Below are 20314 nucleotides of genomic sequence, written 5' to 3'. Positions count from 1 at the left end.
GGCCCGCGGTGGCGTACTCCGTCCGGCCCGCTGAGCTACGCCTTGCCCGGGGGCCGCAGTCGCAGGGCGTGCATGCCGTTGTCCACGGCGAGCACTGTGCCCACCGAGGCGCTCGACAACGGACTGGCCAGGTAGGCGATCGCGCCCGCCACCTCGTCGGCCGTCACCAGACGACCCGTGGGCTGGAACGCGTCGAGCGCGGCCCGGGCGGCAACCGGATCCGCCGCCTGTTCGAGCGACCTGCCGATCCACGGGGTGTCCGCGGAACCGGGGGCGACGCAGTTGACCCGGATGGCCTCGCGGACATGGTCCGCCGCCATCGCCAGCGTCAGCGCGTACACCGCGCCCTTGCTGGCCGAGTACAGCACCCGCTGCTCCACCCCGGCCCACGCCACGATCGAGGAGGTGTTGACGATCGCCGCGGCGGGTGAGCGCCGCAGGTGCGGTATCGCGTGCCGGGCGACGCGGACCATCCCGACCACGTTGACGTCCAGCACACGCTTCCATTCGTCGTCGCCGTTCGCGGTGACGTCCCCGACGGCGCCGATCCCCGCGTTGTTCACCACGACGTCCAGCCTGCCGAACCGCTCGACGACGGCGTCGACGGCGGCTTCGACCTGGACGTCGTCGGTGACGTCGGCCTGGACACTCATGATGCCGTCCGGGAGTCCCTCCGGCTTCCGGTCGAGGGCGGCGACCTGCGCTCCTCTGCTGCTCAGCAGCTTCGCCGTGGCCAGACCGATTCCCGACGCACCGCCGGTGACGATCGCGACCAGACCTGCGAAGTCACTCATGCATTCTCTCCAGTCCACTCGACGGTCAGGACATGCTCCGGTCCCGGGGCCCGGTTCCGGCCAGCACGTCGGCGATGATGCCGACGCCGAGGTCGATCTCCTCGCGAGTGACGACCAGCGGGGGAGCGATCCGCAGGTGTCCCTTGGCCTCTTTGCACAGCAGCCCGCGCGCGGCCAGCTCCTCGGTCAGCCGACGCCCGGCCAGCCGCTCCTCGGCGATCTGCACACCGGCCCACAGGCCGCGCCCACGCACCTCGGACACGCCGTCCAGTTCGCCGAGGCGGGAATGCAGGTACGCGCCGAGTTCGCGGGAGCGTTCCTGGAACTCCCCGGTGGCCAGAAGCCGCACCGCCGCGCGGCCGACCGCACACGCCATCGGGTTGCCGCCGAAGGTCGAGCCGTGGTCGCCGGGCGTGATCACACCGAGGACGTCGGCGCGACCGATCACCGCGGACACCGGCAGGAGTCCGCCGCTGAGGCTCTTGCCCAGGGTGTACAGGTCCGCACGGACTCCCTCGTGGTCCAGCGCCAGTGTCGTGCCGGCCCGGGCCAGTCCGCACTGGACCTCGTCGGCGATGAACAGCGTGTCGCTGTCGTCGCACAGGTCACGGACCTCGGCGAGGTATCCCTTCGGCGGGACGATCACGCCGGCTTCGCCCTGGATCGGTTCCAGCAGCACCGCCGCCGTGTTCTCGGTGACCGCCGAGCGCAGCGCGTCGATGTCGCCGAACGGCACCACCTTGAAGCCGGGCGTGAACGGGCCGAAACCGGCCTGGTGGTTCGGCTGAGTGGAGAACGAGACGATGGTCATGGTGCGGCCGTGGAAGTTCGAGCCCGCGACGACGATCTCGGCGGCTCCGTCCGGCACGCCTTTGACCTGATAGGCCCACTTCCTGGCGATCTTCAGAGCCGTGTCGACGGCCTCGCCGCCGGAGTTGGAGGGCAGCACCGTCTCGGTGCCCGTCAGCTCGGCCAGCTCACGGCAGAACGGTCCGTACTGATCGTGGTGGAACGCCCGGGTGCTCAGCGTCATCCCCCGGTCGAGCTGTGCCTTCGCCGCGGCGACGAGGTCGGGGTGCCGGTGGCCGAAGTTGATCGCCGAGTACCCGCCGTGGAAGTCGAGATGGCGCCGGCCGTCCAGATCTTCGACCCAGGCGCCTTCCCCCCGCGCGAGCACCACGGGGAACGGTACGGAGTCGTGCGCGCCCCAGCGCTCGGCGAGGGCCATGTGGTCCTGGACGGAGAGGACGTCCGCGGTCATGCCCGTACTCCTTCTGCGGGCTCCCGGTCGGGACCGCCGGCGTAGAGGTCCTGTTCGATCTCCCGCAGCTTCTCGTAATCGGCGCGGAGCTCTGCCAGGTCGTCGGAGATGAGAAACACGTATCCCGGCTGCGTGGCGAAATCGACCGTCCGGGTCAGCGGGCTCCCTTCCTGGTGCATCAGCACGATATGAGCGCAGGACGGCAGCGCTCGGATGCCTGCCATCGCCTCCTGGGACGGGGCCACGCCGTGATCCCCCAAGTTGACGAGGTTCACGAAGCGAATGTGCCGCAGCAGCCGGTACACGCTGGTGGGCAGGCGGTTGAACTCGTCCGGTTCGGCCACCGAAAGGGCGAGCAGGTCGATCTGATTGGCGCCCAGACTGCGGGAGAGGATCTCCGGCACCACACCGCCGCCGGCGCGGCCGGCGCACTCGACCAGCACCGGGCCCTTGGCGGTCAGCATGATCTCGGCATGGCTGGCGCCGTTGCGGATCTCCAGCGCGTCGAGCACCTGGTGAGCGTAGGCCTCCAGCTTCCGGGCGTTCGGATCGTCGGGTGCCAACGGCTCGGTGTAGTCGTGGATGGTGTGGCCGCCGGCGATCCGACGCTTGAAGTACCGCCAGATCTCGACGGTGTGGTGCATGCCGTCACGACTGACCGTGTTGACGAAATACTCGTCGCCGTCCAGGAACTCCTGGGCGAGCACAACCGTGTTGGGCTTCCCCACGCGGTCGGTGGTGCTCGTGATCCGCTTGTGGTTGGTGCGGACCTCTTCAGGGGACGCACATGCCACGACGTTGTCCCTGCCGGAACTGGCGACCGGCTTCAGGATGATCGGATAGCCCGTAGTCGCCTCGGCCCACTCGATGATCTCGTCGGCATCGGACGAGACGATGGTGGCCGCGTGGACCATCCCGGCATCGCGCAAGGCCAGGACCATCTCGTATTTGTTGCGGCGGGACGTCGGCCGGGTCATTCCGTTGCCGGGAGTGCCGAGTGCGGCGGAGAGCTGGTCGGTCAGTTCGACGCCTGACTCTCCGCCGGCGAGCACACAGCTCACCCCCCACTCGCGCAGCGCGGACGCGGTGGCCGCGACGTCACCGTCATGCCGGACATCACCGATGAAACCGTCGGGGAACTTCAGCTTGACCGTGTGAACGTCGGGGTGGGGGGATCGGACGTGGACACACTCCACACCGTGCCGGTTCAGCGCGGGGACGAGCTGATTTCCCATCGAGTAGGCGTCGACCAACGCCACTCGTTTCGGGTGTGTGGGGGAACTGGTTGACATCGTCAGTCACCTCAGAACGGGGCTGTTGTCGTGTTCGGTTCGCCGTGGAGGATCACCGGTCGACCGGATGACGCCATCGCTCCACCGCACCGAGAAGGAACCGTACGAGCACGCGGGCACCCCGGGCGTCCGCGACAGGATCAATCGCGCGGACACATGGCGTACACCCTTTTCTCCGACGACTGAACATCTCGCTTACGGCGGACTCGACGCCAGATGGCGGCAGTTCCCGTGAGGGACTGAGACGGTAAGCGGAGTGCGCAGTCGCGCGGTGGGAAAAGCCACTCCGGTGCGTCCTTCGGAGTGCGCTTGTCGCGGACGCGGACAACGCGGGGAGTTTGTAATTTCCCCTTCGTACGGCAGTCGGTGCGAACGGGAGGAAGCCGTGGTGGTCGGTCGGATAGTGTCGGTGGAAGGCGTGTGGCCGTGATCCGGGTGGCGGTGGTCGGTGCGGCCGGCTATATCGGCGGGGAACTGCTGCGGCTGCTGATCGGTCATCCCGAGATCGAGGTGGTGGGCGCGGTCTCCTCGCGATTCCCCGGCAAGCGGGTCGACGGGGTGCATCCGAATCTGCGGTCCGCCACCGATCTGCTGTTCTGCTCCGCCGACGAGGTCGGTGCGTGCGACGCGGTGTTCCTGGCCCTGCCGCACCGGGCCGCGATGACGCAGATCGACCAGTGGATCCAGCGGTCCGAGGTCGTGATCGACCTGACCGGGGACTTCCGGCTCGACGACATCGACGTCTTCCGGCGCTACTACAACGAGGAGCACCAGGTCCCGCAGCTGCTGGACGCATTCGTGCCCGGCCTGCCCGAGCTGCACCGCGAGAGCCTGCGCGGTGCGAACCTGATCAGTATTCCCGGCTGCATGGCCGCGGCTGGCGTGCTCGCCCTGCACCCCCTGGCCGCCCGCGATCTGATCGACCGTGAGCAAGGGGCTCAGTTCGATGCCCGGACCGGTTCCAGCGGCTCCGGCTCCACCGCGGGCCCGGCCAACCTGCACGCCGAACGCAGCGGAGCCATGCGCGTGTTCGCGCCCACCGGGCACCGGCACGAAGCCGAGATCGCCCGGCATCTGGGCCTGCCGGCCGCGATGACCGCCACCGGCGTCGAAGCGGTCCGCGGGGTCCAGACCATCTGCCATGCCACCCTGCGTCCCGGCGTGGACAAGCAGGCCGTGCGCCGGGCGTTCCGCGAGCAGTACGCCGAGGAACCCTTCGTCCGCGTCGTCGCGCACCAGCGCGGCATCTTCCGCTACCCCGACCCGAAGATCCTCCTGGGATCCAACTACTGCGACGTCGGCTACGCCCTCGACGAGGGCACCGGCCGTCTCACCACGATCGCCGCCCTGGACAACCTCGTCAAAGGCGGCGCCGGCAACGCTCTGCAGTGCCTGAACATCCGCATGGGCCGGCCCGAGACCCTCGGCCTGACCTTCCCCGGCCTCCACCCCCTGTGACCCCCGCACCTGGAGAGACCGTGACCACCAAGCCGCTGACCGTCGTCAAATGCGGCGGCAACCCAGCCGTGGACGCCGCGGGCGTCTGCGCCGACATCGCCCGTCTCGTCCACGAAGGACACTCCATCCTTCTCGTCCACGGAGGATCCGGCGAGATCGCGCGCCTCGCCGGCCGACTCGGCGTCGCACAACGCACCCTCGTCGCCCCGGACAACGTGACCACGCGCTACACCGATCCGGACACCCTCGACGTGGTCGTCCTCGCCCTGGCCGGCTCGGTCAAGCCCCGGCTCGTGGCGGAGCTCTCGCGCCACAGGGTTCCCGCGGTCGGTCTCACCGGCATGGACGGTGGAATGCTCCGCGCCCGCCGGAAGTCTGCCGTGCGTGCCGTCGTCGACGGCCACACCGTCCTGATCCGCGACAACCACAGCGGCCAGCTCGCCGAAGTCCGCACCGAGCTTCCCGAGACCCTGCTGCGCGCCGGATACGTACCGGTGGTCTCACCGCCCGCCATCGACGAGAACGACCAACCCGTCAACGTCGACGCCGACCGCGCCGCGGCGGCTCTGGCCGCCGCGCTCGGCGCCGACCAGCTGCTCCTGCTCACCGGCGCACCCGGCGTGCTCGCCGACCCCGGCGACCCCGACAGCGTGCGGAGCACCCACCAGGTGGCCCTCACCGGCCCGCCCGACCCGTCCGCCACCGGCGGCATGGCGCTCAAACTCATCGCCGCACGCGAAGCGCTCGCCGGCGGAGTCGGCACCGTGCGCATCGCGGACGGACGCATCCCCGAACCCGTCAGCCGAGCACGTGCGGGAGCCGGCACCACGGTGCGCATTTCCGGCGACGCGGAAGCGCCTGCCCACAGCTCTCGCGAAAGGGAGATCCGCACATGAGCCGACCGAAGGGCACACCAGCCGTGTGGCAGGGCGGCACGGTCTGGCTGACCGGGCTGCCGAGCGCGGGCAAGACCACCATCGCGACGCATCTCGCCGAGCTGCTGCGCTCCGGCGGACACCGGGTTCAGGTCCTCGACGGCGACGAGGCACGCGCCGCCCTCTCCGCGGAACTGGGATTCTCGAAGGAGGACAGGGACACCAACGTGCGGCGGATCGGCTACGTGGCCGGGCTGCTCGCCGAGCACGGCATCACGGCGCTGGTGCCGGTCATCGCCCCCTACGCGCCGTCCCGCGCGGCGGTCCGGGACATGCACGCGGCGCGCGGCGTCCCCTACCTGGAGGTGCACGTGGCGACGCCGGTGGAGATCTGCGCCGAAAGGGACGTCAAGAGCCTCTACGCCAGGCAGGCGGCGGGCGAGATCAGCGGCCTCACCGGCGCGGACGATCCCTATGAGGAGCCGGTCGACCCCGATCTGCGGGTCCACACACAGCACCAGACTGTCGGCGAGTCGGTCCGGCAGGTGTGTGCCCTGCTCACGGCGCGGGGTCTGTCGTGACCGCCCCCGCGCCGGCCGTGGCCGCCGGCCGTCCTGAACGGCTCGGCACGCGGGTGGGTCACGTGCCCCCGATGACGCACCTCGACATGCTGGAGGCCGAGGCGGCACACGTCTTCCGCGAGGTGGCAGGGGAGTTCGACCGGTCGGCGCTGCTGTTCTCCGGCGGCAAGGACTCGATCGTCATGCTGCACGTGGCGCTCAAGGCGTTCGCCCCGGCGCCGCTGCCGTTCTCTCTGCTGCACGTCGACACCGGTCACAACTTCCCCGAGGTGATCGCCTACCGCGACCGGATCGTCGAGACGCACGGTCTCCGGCTCGACGTGGCGTCCGTGCAGTCGTACATCGACGACGGAAGGCTCCGCGAGCGCTCTGACGGCACCCGTAACCCGCTCCAGACCCTTCCGTTGTTGGACGCGGTCCGCGACGGCCGCTTCGGCGCGGTGTTCGGCGGCGGGCGGCGCGACGAGGAGAAGGCGCGCGCCAAGGAGCGGGTGTTCAGCCTGCGGGACGAGTTCGGCGCCTGGGAGCCGCGCAGACAGCGGCCTGAGCTGTGGCAGCTGTACAACGCGCACCATCAGTTCGGTGAGCACTTCCGCGTGTTCCCGCTGTCCAACTGGACCGAACTCGACGTCTGGCAGTACATCGAGCACGAAGGCATCGAACTGCCGGAGATCTACTTCGCGCACTGGCGGAAGGTGTTCCGGCGCGACGGCATGTGGCTGGCGCCCGGCGACTGGGGCGGCCCCCGGGACGACGAGTCCATGTGCGAGCGGCACGTCCGCTACCGCACGGTCGGCGACATGTCCTGCACCGGCGCCGTCGACTCGACCGCCGCGACGGTGGGCGAGGTGATCGCGGAGATCGCGGCGAGCCGCGTGACCGAGCGCGGGGCGAGCAGAGCCGACGACAGACTGTCCGAGGCAGCCATGGAGGACCGCAAGCGAGAAGGGTACTTCTAGACATGTCGACGGGCGTCGCGGAAGCGGCAGATCAGATGTGCACCAGCGACCCCCGCTCGGGTGGCCTGTTGCGGCTGGCCACCTGCGGGTCGGTCGACGACGGCAAGTCCACCTTGGTCGGACGGCTGCTCTACGACACCAAGTCCGTCCTCGCCGACCAGGCGACGGCCATCGAGGAGGTGTCCCGCAGGCGCGGGCAGGACGGCCCCGACCTGGCCCTGCTCACCGACGGCCTTCGGGCGGAACGGGAACAAGGCATCACCATCGACGTGGCCTATCGCTATTTCGCCACGCCCAGGCGGCGATTCATCCTTGCGGACACGCCTGGTCACGTCCAGTACACACGGAACATGGTGACAGGCGCCTCCACCGCGGATCTGGCGGTTGTCCTGGTCGACGCGGGCAAGGGCGTGGTCGCGCAGACCATGAGGCACGGCGCGATCGCGGCCCTCCTGCGGGTGCCGCACGTCGTGCTCGCGGTCAACAAGATGGACACCGTCGGATACCGGGAGTCCGCCTTCACCGCGATCGCGGACGAATTCACCCAGCGGACGCGCGAGTTGGGCGTCGCGGACGTCACCGCCATCCCGATGTCGGCGCTGACCGGCGACAACGTGGTCGAACCGTCGACCAGGATGGACTGGTACGGCGGTGGCACGCTGCTGTCCCACCTGGAGAACGTGCCGGTCGGAGCGGACCCGATCGACACGCCGCTGCGCCTGCCGGTGCAGTACGTGATCCGGCACCCCTCGGAGCGGCGGCAGGCGGTGGAGCGCTGGTCGGCCGGACAACTGGCCTCCGGCCGCCTCAAGGTCGGCGACGGCGTCGTCGTGCGGCCGTCCGGCGCGTCCAGTACGGTCGTCGGCCTCAGCGTGCTCGGCAAGGAGACCGACAGCGTGTGGGCGCCCCAGTCGGTGGCCGTCCGGCTCGCCGACGAGATCGACGTCTCCCGGGGCGACATGCTGACCGCGGGTCGTGCTCCCCGGATGCTGCGGCACATCACCGCCCATGTGTGCCATCTGCACGATCGCCCGCTTCGGGCGCGACAGCGGGTGCTGCTCAAGCACGCCACCAGGACGGTCCCGGCGCTGGTGGACCGGATCGACTACGGCATGGACGTCACCGACGCCCGTCGGCTGCCCTGCCCGGACGGCCTCTCCGCCAACGACATCGGCGGCGTACAGATCCGCACCGCCGAGCCGCTCCCGATCGACGACTACCTGGAGAACAGACGAACCGGCTCGTTCCTGCTCATCGACCCGCAGGACGGAGCGACGCTCTCGGCGGGGATGGTCGACACCCGGACGTCCGACGGCGGTCCCGGAGCGGGGGCTGCCCACTGACGTGCCTCACGTCGCCGTCGGCGGCCGGGCGCGCGCCCCGAACGGGCGTCCCTCCGAGGACCGTACGACCTCGGCCCCCCAGGCCGCGAAGGTCTTCCCGCGTCATCTCGCCGGCCGCGGCTCGGTGGACCTCCGTACGGCCTGGCCCTTTCCCTTCGATGAGGAATGCGGTCCCCGTCGCCGTCGGCAACGGGCTGCTGCTGGTCGAGACGGTTCAGGGAAGTGGGGGTACGACTGGGGCTCGTGCCACGAAAGGTGGTCCGGGCCGAGCTCGCCCTTTCGTGAGGCCGCCACCGGGAGGGTCACGGTCACCGCACCGGCGTGACGCCCTTCACCGCACGCGCGAAGGCGAGGGCGGTGGGGGAGACATGGGAGCGGTGCCAGATCAGCCCCAGCTCCGAGGGGGGCAGTCCGTCGACCGGGACGAAGGCGATGGAGCTGCGCCGCCCGTGGTAGTCGGCCGTGGACCGGCACAGCAGCATCGCGCCCCGGTCCGCCGCCGTCAGACTCAGCCCCTCCTGAAGGGTGTTGACCAGCGGGCCCACCGGGATCGGCCGCAGCTCCGGGGTGTGGTCCGGGGCCTGCGCCAGGCGCCAGTACGCGGGCGCGGGACCGGGCGCCCCGCCCGCGCCCACGCCGATGAGCCGGCAGTCGGCCAGCTCCTCCGCCGACACCGACTCCCGGGCCGCGAACGGGTGCCGGACGGAGACGGCGAGGGTCTGCGGCTGCCGGGAGAAGACCGGCCCGAGCACCAGGTCCTCCTCCCGTACCGGCAGGAGCACCACCGCGCAGTCCACCTCCTGGCGGCGCACCGGCCCGAACGGGTCCGACAGCGGGATCTCCGTCAGCTCCAGGGCGCACCCCGGGCACTCCTCCTCGAACAGGGCCATCGCCTGGGCGAGGTAGTCGTCGACGGTGCCCTGGAAGCCGATCCGCAGCACCCCGCCCACCTCCGCCCGGGCGGCGGCCCGCGCTTCGTCCAGGGTGGCGCGCAGCCCGTCGTACGCGGGCCGCAGGCTGCCGACGAACGACTCCCCGAGCGGGGTCAGCCGCACCCGGCGGCTGGTGCGCTCGACCAGCGGGGCGCCGATCCGCCCCTCCAGGGCGCGCAGCAGCTGGCTCACCCTGCTCTGGGAGACGTACAGCCGCTCGCCCGCCCGGCCGAAGTGCAGCTCCTCGGCGAGGACGAGGAACGCCTCCAACTCGCGGATCTCGATACCGCCCACGGAACCCCGGCCTCCTTCACCCGATCAAGTAATCCCACTCATGGCAGTATGAGGGATTGGCCGTTGTTCCCGAACGGCCCTGCGGGTTGGCTAGTTGTATGGCACAGACAGAGGAAATCGCAGGCAAGGCGCCCGGAGAGGGGCAGTCCGTACGACGAGGGGGCTGGCCCGCGGTCGTCGCCGTCGCCGGGGCGACGTTCACGGTGGTCACCTCCGAGATGCTCCCGGTGGGGCTGCTCACCCCCGTCGGCGACGCGCTCCATGTGAGCGAGGGGACCGCCGGGCTCACCCTCACCATCACGGGTCTGGTCGGTGCGGTCTCCGCGCCGCTGCTGACGCCGCTGCTCGGCCGGCTGGACCGCCGGGTGCTGCTGTGCTCCCTGATGGCGGTGCTCGCGCTGGGCAACCTGCTCGCGGCGTGGGCGCCCAACTTCGGGGTGATGGTGGTCGCCCGCGTTCTCGTCGGCATCGGCATGGGCGTGGTCTGGGCGGTCGCCGCCGGTCTCGCCGTACGGCTCGTGTCCGGTACCGCCGTCGGCCCGGCCACCTCACTCATCTTCAGCGGGATCGCGGTGGCCTCGGTGCTGGGCGTCCCGGCCGGTACGTACATCGGCGAACTGGCCGACTGGCGAACGGCCTTCGTCGTCATCGCCGCCCTCGCCGTGGTGGTCCTGATCGCGCTCGCGGCCCTGCTGCCGCCGCTCCCGGCCGAGCAGGACATCCGGCTCGGCGGCGTGCTGAAGCTGTTCGGCAACCCGCGGGTGGCGACCGGGCTCGCCGTGGTGGCGTTCCTGGTCACCGGGCACTTCGCCGCCTACACGTACGTACGGCCCGCGCTGGAGGAGATCTCCGGGGCCGGCCCCACGATGATCGGCACCCTGCTCCTCGTCTACGGCGTCGCCGGCGTCCTTGGGAACTTCGCGGCCGGCGCCGGGGCAGGCCGCTCCCCGCGCGGCACGCTTCTGGTGCTCGCCCCCGTCCTGGCGGCCACGGTGGGGCTGCTGCCGCTGCTCGGCGGCTCGGTGCTGACGGCCGGTGTGCTGCTCGCGGTGTGGGGCATCTCGTACGGCGGCGTGTCGGTGAGCACCCAGACCTGGCTTCTGGCCGCCGCGCCGCAGGCCCGCGAGGCGGCGTCCTCGCTCTTCGTCGGCGTCTTCAACGGGGCGATCGCGCTGGGCGCCCTGGTCGGCGGTCTCACCGCTGACGGCGCCGGGATCGAGGCCGTGATGTGGCTGGGCGGCGGCCTGGCGCTCGCCGCCCTGCTGGTGGCCGCCCTGGGCCGGGCCCCGGAGAGCGGCCGGCTCGGCTAGACCGCCGGGCCGGCCAACCCGGGCCTGCCAGGCCTGGGCCGGGCCGCCCGGCTTCGACTCCCCGGGCCGCGTCACCCCCGTACGCGGCCCGGGGTCTCCTCCACCGACGTCAGGAAGTCCCGGATCAACGCCGCCCAGGCGGCCGGCTCTTCGGCGGCGATGGCGTGCCCGCAGTCCAGGGCCGCCAGCCGGGCGCCGGGGATGCCGTCCGCCAGTTCCCGGGAGTGAAGGGGAGTGATGAGCAGGTCCCGCAGCGGGGAGACCACCAGGGTCGGCACCGCGATCCGGGCCAGGTCCGGCCGTACGTCGATGTGCTCGAACAGGGCGAGCTGGGCGTCGGCGCCGGGCGGCAGTCCGCCCGCGAAGAGGGTGAGCTGCTCCTCGATCTCGTCCGTGGAGCGCTCGTCGAGCCACTCCGGTCCGCCCACCATCAGGGAGAGATAGGCGGCCAGTTCGCGGCTCTCCGGGAGGTGCCTGCCGAGGGCGCGCCAGGTTTCCACGGCGAGCCGGAGACGCGGATTCGGGTGGGCGAATCCGGCCGAGAGAATGAGCGCGGTAACCCGCTCGGGATGGCGGACCGCGGCCCGTACGGCGACCGAGCAGCCCATCGAGAACCCGGAAATGGCGAAAGTGTCGGCGCCATGCCGCACGGCGCTTTCCACAATGTGGTCGGCCAGCTCGTCAAGAGTGAGCGGCCGACCGGGAAGAGGGGTGCTTCCGGACCCCGGATAATCCGGGCCGATGACCGTCCGGTATTCCGTCAGATCGTCGATCAGCGGGCCGTAACTGTCCTGCACGTCACTGCCCGCACCGTGCGCGAGCAGCAGCTCGGGGCCGGTTCCCCGGAGCAGAGGGGCATTCATGGAAGGGATTGGTGAGGTCATGGCCAGATACTAGCCAGGGGCGCCCTGGATTTCCCCGGAATATCCTGCGGCTTTCCGCTTATTCCACACCCGGACTACTTGAACGGGTGGTGTGTGGCTACTCAATCGAGTAGTGGTGGCGCAGATCCTGGGAAACGTAGGATCACGAGCATCGGGCAGCAAAAATTCCATGGCCCTAAAGACCGAAGGAAGACCGATGCTTGCATCACGTCAGTTCCCGCTGTCTGCCTATCAGCGTGACATCTGGGCTGCCGAATCCGCCGTCTCCTCCACCGACCCGCAGTTCAACGTCGTCCTGCAGGAACGTCTCACCGGGCAGGTGGACACGGCGGCGCTCACCGCGTCCCTGGACCATGTCCTGCGGCACACCGAAGCCTTCGCGCTGCGCTTCGACGACCACGACGGAGTGCCCCACCAGTGGTTCGCCGCCGAGGAGTCCGGCCCCTGGGCCACGTACGTGGACCACTCCGGCGCGGACGCCCCCGCCGCGGCCTGCGCCCAGTGGCAGGAACGCTCCTTCAACACGCCGTTCACCCTGCGCCGTTCGCGTCTGTTCACGGCGGCGGTGCTCCGCGAGAGCGCCACGGTCGTGCATCTGCACCTCAACGCCCACCACTTGCTCGCCGACGCCTACGCGCTGAACGAGGTCAGCCGCCGCGTCTGGGCCGAGTACGCCCGCCGGACCGGCGCCGGGACCGACGCCGTCGAGACCGACACCGCAGCCGGCTCGGTCACCACGCTCCTGGAGGCCGCGGCCGCCTACGAAGGCTCGCCCGCCCAGGAGCGGGACCGCGCCCACCACCGTGAGGCCCTGGCCGGGGTCGAGCCCGCCCTGTTCACCGCCGCCCCGGCCCCCGCCGACGGCGTCCGCCGCCGCGCTCGGCACAGCTTCACCGTCGAGGCCGATCTGGTGCGACGGATCCGCCAGGGCGGCAGCTCCCCCTTCGCCTTCCTCACCGCCGCCTTCGCCGCCTACCTCGCCCGGATCCACCGCAGCGACGAGGCCGTGGTCGGCGTGCCCTTCCTCAACCGGCGCGGAGCGCGGGAGCTGGCGGCGGTCGGCCAGGTCGCCAACAGCCTGCCGGTCCGGGTCCCGGTGGCCGCCGACGCCACCCTGCACCAGCTCGCCGCCCAGGTCCGCACCACCACCGACGCCCTGCGCCCGCACGAGCGCCTCGCCCTCGGCGACCTGCTGCGCGAGCTGCCCGCCGGCCCGGCCGGAAACCGCCGGCTGTTCGATGTCACCGTCTCCTACCTGCGCTTCCCCCGCCCCGCCGCGCTGCCCGGCCTTGTGCGGGAAACCACCGTCAAGGCGCCCGTGCATGCCCAGGACGCCCTGTCCGTGATGGTCCACGCCTTCGAGGACGACGCCGACATCCGCGTCGACCTCGACGGCTCCCTCGACGTCTTCGACGAGGACTTCCCCCTCTCCTCGGTGGCCGGGCACATCCTCTCCCTCGTCCGGGCCGGCGCCGAGCGGCCCGAGCGGGCCGCCGTCACGCTGCCCCTCCTCGACCAGGCCGAGTACAAGAACCTCACCCAGGCGTGGCAGGGCGAGGACGCCCCGTACGCCGACGGGCGAACCGTCCACGGGCTCATCGCCGAACAGGCCGCCCGCACCCCCGGCCGGACCGCCGTCGCCGCCACCGCGGGAGCCGGGCCGCTCAGCTACGCCGAGCTCGACGCCCGCGCCAACCAGGTGGCCCGCGCCCTCGGCGCCCATGGCGCGCGTCATGGCCGCCGGCCGTCACGACGGCTTCCGGCGCAAGCCGCGGAGCTCCGGGCGCAAGGCGGCGAGCGCGGACCGGGGCGGCAGTTTCCGGGTCAGGCGGTCCGACGTCTTCGCGTAGGCGATGCCGAACAGCAGGGCCGTGAGCAGCGACAGGGGCTCCGAGACATCGTCCAGGACCGGGTAGATCTGCCAGTGCGTCAGGTAGATGGAGAGGGAGCTCGCGGCGAGGAGGCCCGCCAGTTGGTTGACGCGGTGGTGGCTCGGCAGGGTGGGGAACCAGACCAGGAGGAGGAAGCCGAGGGCGACGAAGGCCTCGCGGCGGGGTTCGCCGGGGAAGAAGCCGGGGATCGTCGCGAGGGCGGTGACGGTGACGAGCAGGCGGTGGGGGAGCGTGCGGGACTTCGCCGCCGCCCAGCCCAGGGCGAACAGCCAGAAGACGGTGACCGCGTCGGTGATGTGGGAGCGCTCGGGGAGGCCCACCAGTTCGTAGCGGGTGAGCAGGCCGAGTGCGACGAGGGCGAGCGGCAGACCGTACGGGAGGCGGCGTTCCGCGCGGTCGAGCGCGGGCAGGGCCAGCAGGGCGAGGGTGGCCAGCAGGATGTAGATCAGGGCTTCGACGAACCACAGGTGCAGGCCCGGGCCCATGTCCTGCGGGAAGAGCGCGTTGTGCAGCAGGAAGAGGTTGCTCAGGTCGTAGTCGGCGCCTATCAGGATCGCGAACGCGGTCCAGGTCACGCAGGGCAGGGCGATCCGCGCGATGCTCCGTCCCGTGCGGCGGACGCGTTCGCGACGCTCGGCCGAGGTGAGCAGGAAGCGGGCGAAGTTGAAGCCGGCCACGGCGAGCAGCAGATGCGCACCGCCCCGGATCTCGAAGAGCCGGACGTGCGAGCCGACGATGCACACGATCGCCACCGCCCGCAGCGCGACGCTCGTCTCCAGCGACCGGCCCCCAGCCCGGCCCCAGCTCCGCCGCGGCGCGGCGGCCTTGCGCGCGGGGGACCGCAGTTCGCCGATCGGTGTCGTGTGCCAGCTCGCGGGCAGGTGACCGAGGCGCTCTTCGAGGTGGAGTGACATCTCGACGTACGACAGGGAGTCGCCGCCCAGCCCCACGAAGGTGCTGTCCGGGGTCACGTCCGTACGGTCCAGGATCCGGGCGTACAGGGCGCACAGGTCGTCGGTGCCCGCGCCGCCGGCCGGGGCTCCGGCGTCGTCCGGGCGGGCCAGGGCGCGGACCGTCCGGTAGTCGGGCTTGCCGGTGGGCAGGCGGGGGAGTTCGGGGAGCAGGTGGACGCGTATCGCGCGGGCCGGCAGTCCGCACTCGTCCACCACCCGTCTACGGATCCGCCGCTCGTCCCACCCCGGCTTCGGTACGGCCACGACGGCGAGCCCCTCGTCGTCCCCCGCGCACAGCGCGCTCACGCCGTGGCGTTCTTCGAGGATCGCCTCGATCCGCTGCGGGTCGATCCGCAGGCCGAGGATCTTCACGAACCGGCTGCGGCGGCCGACGATCTCGTACAGGCCCGCGTCGGTGCGCCGCGCCAGATCGCCGGTGCGCAGGGCGTCGACGGTGCGGCCGAGCGCGAGGTCGTCGGGGGTGTGGGCGTAGCCGAGCATGACGTTCGGCCCGGTGTAGACGAGTTCGCCGACGCCCTCTCCGCCGGCCTCCTCGACGGGGTCGAGGGAGAACGCCCCGCCCGGGACCGGAACTCCGACGGCCCCTGGATGCGTGGTGGCGAGCTCCGGCGGCAGGTAGGCCATGCGGGCGGTCGCCTCGGTCTGGCCGTACATGACGAACAGGTCCCAGCCGCGCCGCCGGCCCAACTCGGCGTAGTGGACGACGCGGTCGGGGGCGAGGCGCCCGCCGGCCTGGGTCACGTAGCGCAGGTGGGGCAGGTCCATGTCGGCGAAGCCGACCCGGTCGAGCAGGTCGAAGGTGTACGGGACGCCGGCGAAGGCGGTGCCGCGCGCGGTGCGGAAGAGGTGCCAGAAACAGGTGTCGGCCACCGAGAGTTCGGTGAGGACGAGTCCGGCGCCGCGCAGCAGATGGCTGTGGACCACGGACAGGCCGTAGCAGTAGTGCATGGGCAGGGTCGTCGCGGCCCGGTCGGTGTCCCGGATGCCGAGGTACGTGGCGATCGACTCGGCGTTCGCCTGGAGGTTGTCGTACGAGAGCCGGACCAGCTTGGGGGAGCCGGTCGAGCCGGAGGTGCTCAGCAGCAGGGCGAGATCGGGGTGGAAGCTGTGGGCGGAGCCCGGCCGCCGCTCCTCGATCCGCCACTCGTCGGCCGCCGGGTGGACGACGACGTCGGGGTCGTAGGCGGCGGCCAGGGACTCCACGGCCTCGGGGTGGTCGCCGGGTACGAGCAGCACCGGGTGGCCCGAGGCGAGCGCGGCCAGGTGGACGACGAGCGCGCCGACCGTGTTGGCGCCGGGCAGCAGAACCAGCCGGCGCCCGGGGCCCAGCCGCCGTGCGGTGTCCTCGACGCGCCGGGCCAGCTCACGGTAGGAGACCTCGCCCTCGGCGGTCACGAGGGCGGTGCGGTCGCCGTACTGCGCGAGGCCTTGGGCGAGGGGGAGGGCGTGGCCGCCGGTGGGCGGGGCGGGGAGGAGCGTCACGGGCGCATCGTAGGTAAGGCTTTCCTAATCGAAAAGGGGGGTTGCCGCTTCTGCATGTCCATTCGCGGCCGGGTCGTTATCGAATCCAGACTTGACCTTAGGTTAGCTTTACCTTATTAATTCCCCTGTCACGGGTTCTCCCGGTAGTTCTTCGTCGCTCGCCCGCCGAGTCGCCCCCGTCGGCGGTGGCGGAGAGCACGGCAGGAAGGCATCACCTCTCATGCGCCGCCCTCTGGCTCGCACGCTCACCGCGGTCGCCGCGGCAGCCCTCCTCGTTCCCGCGCTCGCGAGCTGCGGCAGCGACGAACCGGCCGGTCTCGTCATCTACTCCGGCCGCAACGAGAACCTCGTCAAGCCGCTCATCGAGAAGCTGGAGAAGCACCTCGGTACCAACGTCGAGGTCCGCTACGGCGACAGCGCCGAACTCTCCGCCCAGCTCCTGGAGGAGGGTGACAAGACCGAGGCAGGGCTCTTCCTCTCCCAGGACGCCGGCGCCCTCGGCGCCCTCTCCAAGGAGCAGCGCCTCGCGCCGCTTCCCAAAACCACCCTCGACAAGGTCGCGCCCGCCCACCGCGGCTCGGCCGGCGACTGGACCGGCGTCAGCGGCCGCGTCCGCGTCCTCGGCTACCACCCGGGCAAGGTCCCCACCCCGCCCAGCAGCGTCCATGAGCTGGTGAAGCCGGAGTGGAAGGGCAAGATCGGCTTCGTCCCGACCAACGCCTCCTTCCAGGCGTTCGTCACCGGCATGCGCGTCCTGGAGGGCGACGACGCCGCCCGCACCTGGCTCAAGGGCCTGAAGGCCAACGAGCCCAAGGCGTACGAGAACAACCTCAAGGTCCTGGACGCCGTCGACAAGGGCGAGGTGTCGCTCGGCCTGCTCAACCACTACTACTGGTACGAGCAGGTCGCCGAGAAGGGCGCGGACAAGGTCACCGCCAAGATCCACTACCTGCCCAAGGGCGACCCGGGCGGTCTGGTCAACGTCGCCGGCGTCGGCATCCTCAAGGGCGCCGACAAGAAGCAGGCCGAGTACGCACAGAAGGCCGTCGACTACCTGCTCTCCGCCGACTCCCAGAAGTACTTCGCCGAAGAGACCAAGGAATACCCGCTGGTCGCCGGCGTGAAGACGGCCGAGGGCGTCCCGCCGCTGGAGACCCTCCAGCCGCCGAAGATCGACCTCGGCAAGCTCGACTCCCTCAAGCAGACCCTGGCCATGCTCCAGGAAGTCGGACTGGTCTGACGTGACCTCACCGGAGCCTTCCGCCCCGGCCCGTCGCGCTTCCCGCCCGGCAGATGCCCCCGCATCCGCCGGGCGGCGGCGTGCCACCGGCCGGCCCGCGTGGATCCTGACCGTGCCCGCCACGGCCGCCGCCCTGCTCGCCGTCCTGCCGCTCGGCTACCTCGCCGTCCGCGCCCTCGAACGCGGCCCGGCCTACGCGTGGGACGTCGTCGCCGACGCCCGCACCGGCGAACTCCTGCTCCGCAGCCTCGGCCTGACCGCGGCCGTCGTCGCCGCCTGCCTGGTGCTCGGCGTCTCGCTGGCCTGGCTCACCGTCCGCACGGCCCTGCCCGGCGCCCGCGCCTGGTCCGTCCTCGCCACCCTGCCGCTGGCGGTGCCCAGTTACGTCACCGCCTTCGCCTGGCTGTCCGCCGCCCCCTCGCTGGCCGGCTTCACCGGCTCCGCCCTCGCACTGACCCTGGCGAGCTTCCCGTACGTCTACCTGCCGGTCGCCGCCGCCCTGCGGGGCACCGACCCCGGGCACGAAGAGGTCTCCCGCTCCCTCGGGCGTGGCCCGCTCCGCACCTTCCTGAGCGTCACCCTGCCGCAGCTGCGGCCGGCTGCCGCAGGCGGCGGACTGCTCGTCGCGCTCTACGTGCTCTCCGACTTCGGCGCCGTGTCCCTCATGCGGTACGACACCTTCACCCGAGGCATCTACACCTCCTACCGCGCCAGCTTCGACCGCACCCCGGCCGCCGCGCTGAGCGCCGTACTCGTCCTCATGACCGTCGCGCTCGTCGCCGCCGAGACCCGGACCCGCGGCCGCGCCGGGTACTCCCGCACCGGAGCCGGAACCGCCCGGCGGGCCGCCCCCGCCGCCCTCGGCCGACTGCGGCTGCCCGCCCTCGCCTGGTGCTCCACCGTCGTCGCGGCCGCCGTCGGCTTCCCGCTCGCCACCCTGGCGTACTGGCTCGCCGTCGGCTCCTCCGCGACCTGGGACCCCGCCGCCCTCACCACCACCGCTCTCACCACCCTCGGCGTCGCCGCCGCCGGCGCGGCACTCACCACCCTGCTCGCCCTGCCGGTCGGCGTCATCGCGGCCCGCCACCGGGGCCGCCTCGCCCACCTCCTGGAACAGGCCGCGTACGCGGGACACGCCGTACCCGGCATCACCGTCGCACTCGCCCTGGTCTTCTTCGCGGTCCGCTACGCCCGACCGCTCTACCAGGAGACCCCCCTGCTGATCTGCGCCTACGCCGTGCTCTTCCTGCCCGTGGCGGTGGCCGCCACCCGCGCCGCCGTCCTCCAGGCACCCCCCGTCCTCGACGACGTCGCCCGCTCCCTCGGCCGTACACCCTTGGGCGTACTGCGGGAGGTCACCGTGCCGCTCGCCGCACCCGGCATCGCCGCCGGCGCGGCCCTCACCTTCGTCGTCTGCATGAAGGAACTGCCCGCCACCCTGCTGCTGCGCCCCACCGGCATGGACACCCTGGCCACCCGGCTGTGGACGGAGACCGGCAGCGGATCCTTCGCCGCCGCGGCGCCGTACGCCGCCGTCCTGATCCTCGTGGCCGCCGTCCCCTCCTACCTCCTCGGAAGGCACCGCACATGAACGACCTTCAGGTCAGCGGGGTGGTCACCTCCTACGGCCCAGGCGCCACCGTCCTCGACGGCCTCGACCTCACCGTCCGGGGCGGGCACCTCGCCGCCGTCCTCGGCCCCTCCGGCTGCGGCAAGACCACCCTGCTGCGGGTGATCGCCGGCTTCCTGCGCGCAGAGGCGGGCTCCGTCACCGTCGCCGGCCGCACGCTCGCGGGCCCCGGAGTGCACCTCCCGCCCGAACGCCGCCGCATCAGCATCGTCCCGCAGGAAGGCGCCCTCTTCCCGCACCTGAGCGTGGCCCGCAACGTCGCCTTCGGCCTCACCGGGACGGAGCGCGGCGCCCGTGCGCGGCGGGTCGACGAGATGCTGGACCTCGTCGGGCTCGGCGGCTACGGCCACCGGATGCCGCACGAACTCTCCGGCGGACAGCAGCAGCGCGTCGCCCTGGCCCGCGCCCTCGCCCCCGATCCCCAACTCGTCCTCCTCGACGAGCCCTTCAGCGCCCTCGACAGCGCACTGCGCGGAGCCGTACGCGCGGACGTCCGCGCCGTGCTCCGGGCCGGCGGCGCCACCGCCGTCCTCGTCACCCACGACCAACAGGAAGCCCTCTCCACCGCCGATGTCGTCGCCGTCCTGCGCGACGGCCGGGTCGCCCAGTGCGCCGTTCCCGAGGAGCTCTACCAGCGCCCGGCCGACCCGTGGGTGGCGTCGTTCGTCGGCGACGCCGTCTTCGTCCCCGGCACGGCCGACAAGGGCGTCGCCACCACGGCCCTCGGCCGCGTCCCCCTCGCCGCCGCCCAGCGGGACCTGCGCGAGGGCCTCGTGCTGCTGCGCCCCGAACAACTCCGCCTCACCGACCCGGACCAGGCGGACGCCCGGGGGACGGTGACCGGTGTCTGCTTCTACGGCCACGACGCCATGGTCACCGTGGCCGTCGACGGCCTCGACGCACCGATCGGCATCCGCACCCCCGGCGGCGTGCCGGCAGGTCTCGGCGAGCGGGTCGGTGTCCGTGTGTCGGGCGAGGCCACGCTGCACACCGCCCCCGCCTGAGGCCGGCACGGCCGCACCCCGCCGCCGCACACGCACGTTTCCGCCGACCCCTGACCGGCAAGGCGTGGGAAGAGCCCGACCGCGCCGATCGTGGGGGCGGCCGGGCACG

The 20314-nt window shown here is 71.8% G+C and carries 15 protein-coding genes and 1 pseudogene; 10 read left to right on the top strand and 6 right to left on the bottom strand.

Annotation, left to right across the window (positions count from 1 at the left end; genetic code table 11):
* Positions 1 to 35: 35 nt before the first annotated feature.
* Genes IEZ01_RS05185 through IEZ01_RS05175 form a run of 3 tightly spaced genes read right to left on the bottom strand, consistent with a single transcriptional unit; the run spans position 36 to position 3347 of the window.
* Positions 36 to 794, bottom strand: coding sequence for an SDR family NAD(P)-dependent oxidoreductase (locus IEZ01_RS05185; RefSeq protein WP_189200096.1), 759 nt, complete (start codon positions 792 to 794; stop codon positions 36 to 38).
* Between the two features lie 25 nt (positions 795 to 819).
* Complete coding sequence (gene rocD / locus IEZ01_RS05180; RefSeq protein ID WP_189200094.1) at positions 820 to 2055, bottom strand: ornithine--oxo-acid transaminase; 1236 nt, start codon at positions 2053 to 2055, stop codon at positions 820 to 822.
* The gene (locus IEZ01_RS05175) at positions 2052 to 3347 is read right to left on the bottom strand and encodes an ATP-grasp domain-containing protein (RefSeq protein WP_229832694.1); all 1296 of its coding nucleotides are present in this window, start codon (positions 3345 to 3347) and stop codon (positions 2052 to 2054) included. Before IEZ01_RS05175 ends, rocD begins: the two co-directional genes overlap by 4 nt.
* A gap of 426 nt (positions 3348 to 3773) precedes the next feature.
* On the opposite strand from IEZ01_RS05175, the gene argC reads away from it, so the two are divergent.
* From argC to IEZ01_RS05150, 5 genes are all read left to right on the top strand, one after another.
* Positions 3774 to 4805, top strand: coding sequence for an N-acetyl-gamma-glutamyl-phosphate reductase (argC, locus tag IEZ01_RS05170; RefSeq protein WP_189200222.1), 1032 nt, complete (start codon positions 3774 to 3776; stop codon positions 4803 to 4805).
* A gap of 20 nt (positions 4806 to 4825) precedes the next feature.
* Positions 4826 to 5701: a [LysW]-aminoadipate kinase gene (locus tag IEZ01_RS05165; RefSeq protein WP_189200092.1), complete on the top strand. Its 876-nt coding sequence runs from the start codon at positions 4826 to 4828 to the stop codon at positions 5699 to 5701.
* A complete protein-coding gene (gene cysC / locus IEZ01_RS05160) occupies positions 5698 to 6261 on the top strand; it encodes an adenylyl-sulfate kinase (protein WP_189200090.1) in 564 nt (187 codons plus the stop codon). Before IEZ01_RS05165 ends, cysC begins: the two co-directional genes overlap by 4 nt.
* A 71-nt stretch (positions 6262 to 6332) precedes the next feature.
* The gene (cysD, locus tag IEZ01_RS05155) at positions 6333 to 7220 is read left to right on the top strand and encodes a sulfate adenylyltransferase subunit CysD (protein ID WP_189200088.1); all 888 of its coding nucleotides are present in this window, start codon (positions 6333 to 6335) and stop codon (positions 7218 to 7220) included.
* Positions 7221 to 7222: 2 nt separating this feature from the next.
* The gene (locus IEZ01_RS05150; protein ID WP_189200086.1) at positions 7223 to 8563 is read left to right on the top strand and encodes a sulfate adenylyltransferase subunit 1; all 1341 of its coding nucleotides are present in this window, start codon (positions 7223 to 7225) and stop codon (positions 8561 to 8563) included.
* Positions 8564 to 8871: 308 nt separating this feature from the next.
* Here IEZ01_RS05150 and IEZ01_RS05145 read toward each other — a convergent pair whose 3' ends face one another.
* Positions 8872 to 9789, bottom strand: coding sequence for a LysR family transcriptional regulator (locus IEZ01_RS05145; RefSeq protein ID WP_189200084.1), 918 nt, complete (start codon positions 9787 to 9789; stop codon positions 8872 to 8874).
* A gap of 98 nt (positions 9790 to 9887) precedes the next feature.
* On the opposite strand from IEZ01_RS05145, the gene IEZ01_RS05140 reads away from it, so the two are divergent.
* Positions 9888 to 11099 (top strand): MFS transporter, encoded by a 1212-nt coding sequence (locus IEZ01_RS05140; protein WP_189200082.1) that lies wholly within the window; start codon positions 9888 to 9890, stop codon positions 11097 to 11099.
* A gap of 71 nt (positions 11100 to 11170) precedes the next feature.
* On the opposite strand, the gene IEZ01_RS05135 is transcribed toward IEZ01_RS05140, so the two are convergent.
* Entirely contained in the window at positions 11171 to 11962 is a 792-nt protein-coding gene (locus tag IEZ01_RS05135; protein ID WP_229832692.1) for an alpha/beta fold hydrolase, read from the bottom strand.
* Positions 11963 to 12152: 190 nt separating this feature from the next.
* Between IEZ01_RS05135 and IEZ01_RS35985 the strand changes: the two are divergent.
* Positions 12153 to 13460: pseudogene (locus tag IEZ01_RS35985) on the top strand (condensation domain-containing protein); the annotation flags it as partial.
* Between the two features lie 270 nt (positions 13461 to 13730).
* Here IEZ01_RS35985 and IEZ01_RS05125 read toward each other — a convergent pair.
* Complete coding sequence (locus IEZ01_RS05125) at positions 13731 to 16331, bottom strand: AMP-binding protein (protein ID WP_189200078.1); 2601 nt, start codon at positions 16329 to 16331, stop codon at positions 13731 to 13733.
* A gap of 220 nt (positions 16332 to 16551) precedes the next feature.
* On the opposite strand from IEZ01_RS05125, the gene IEZ01_RS05120 reads away from it, so the two are divergent.
* The 3 genes from IEZ01_RS05120 to IEZ01_RS05110 all read left to right on the top strand — a co-directional run bounded on the left by IEZ01_RS05120 (position 16552) and on the right by IEZ01_RS05110 (position 20205).
* Positions 16552 to 17571, top strand: a complete 1020-nt coding sequence (locus IEZ01_RS05120; protein ID WP_189200076.1) for an iron ABC transporter substrate-binding protein — start codon at positions 16552 to 16554, stop codon at positions 17569 to 17571.
* A 112-nt stretch (positions 17572 to 17683) separates the two neighbouring features.
* Entirely contained in the window at positions 17684 to 19162 is a 1479-nt protein-coding gene (locus IEZ01_RS05115; RefSeq protein WP_373287564.1) for an ABC transporter permease, read from the top strand.
* Positions 19159 to 20205 (top strand): ABC transporter ATP-binding protein, encoded by a 1047-nt coding sequence (locus tag IEZ01_RS05110; protein ID WP_189200072.1) that lies wholly within the window; start codon positions 19159 to 19161, stop codon positions 20203 to 20205. The genes IEZ01_RS05115 and IEZ01_RS05110 overlap by 4 nt, the downstream gene beginning before the upstream one ends.
* Positions 20206 to 20314 lie beyond the last annotated feature (109 nt).

The organism is Streptomyces purpureus, from assembly GCF_014648195.1.
Taxonomy (GTDB): Bacteria; Actinomycetota; Actinomycetes; order Streptomycetales; family Streptomycetaceae; genus Streptomyces; species Streptomyces purpureus.
Note: the sequence above shows the minus strand (reverse complement) of the source record. Positions and strands in the feature narration are given on the sequence as shown.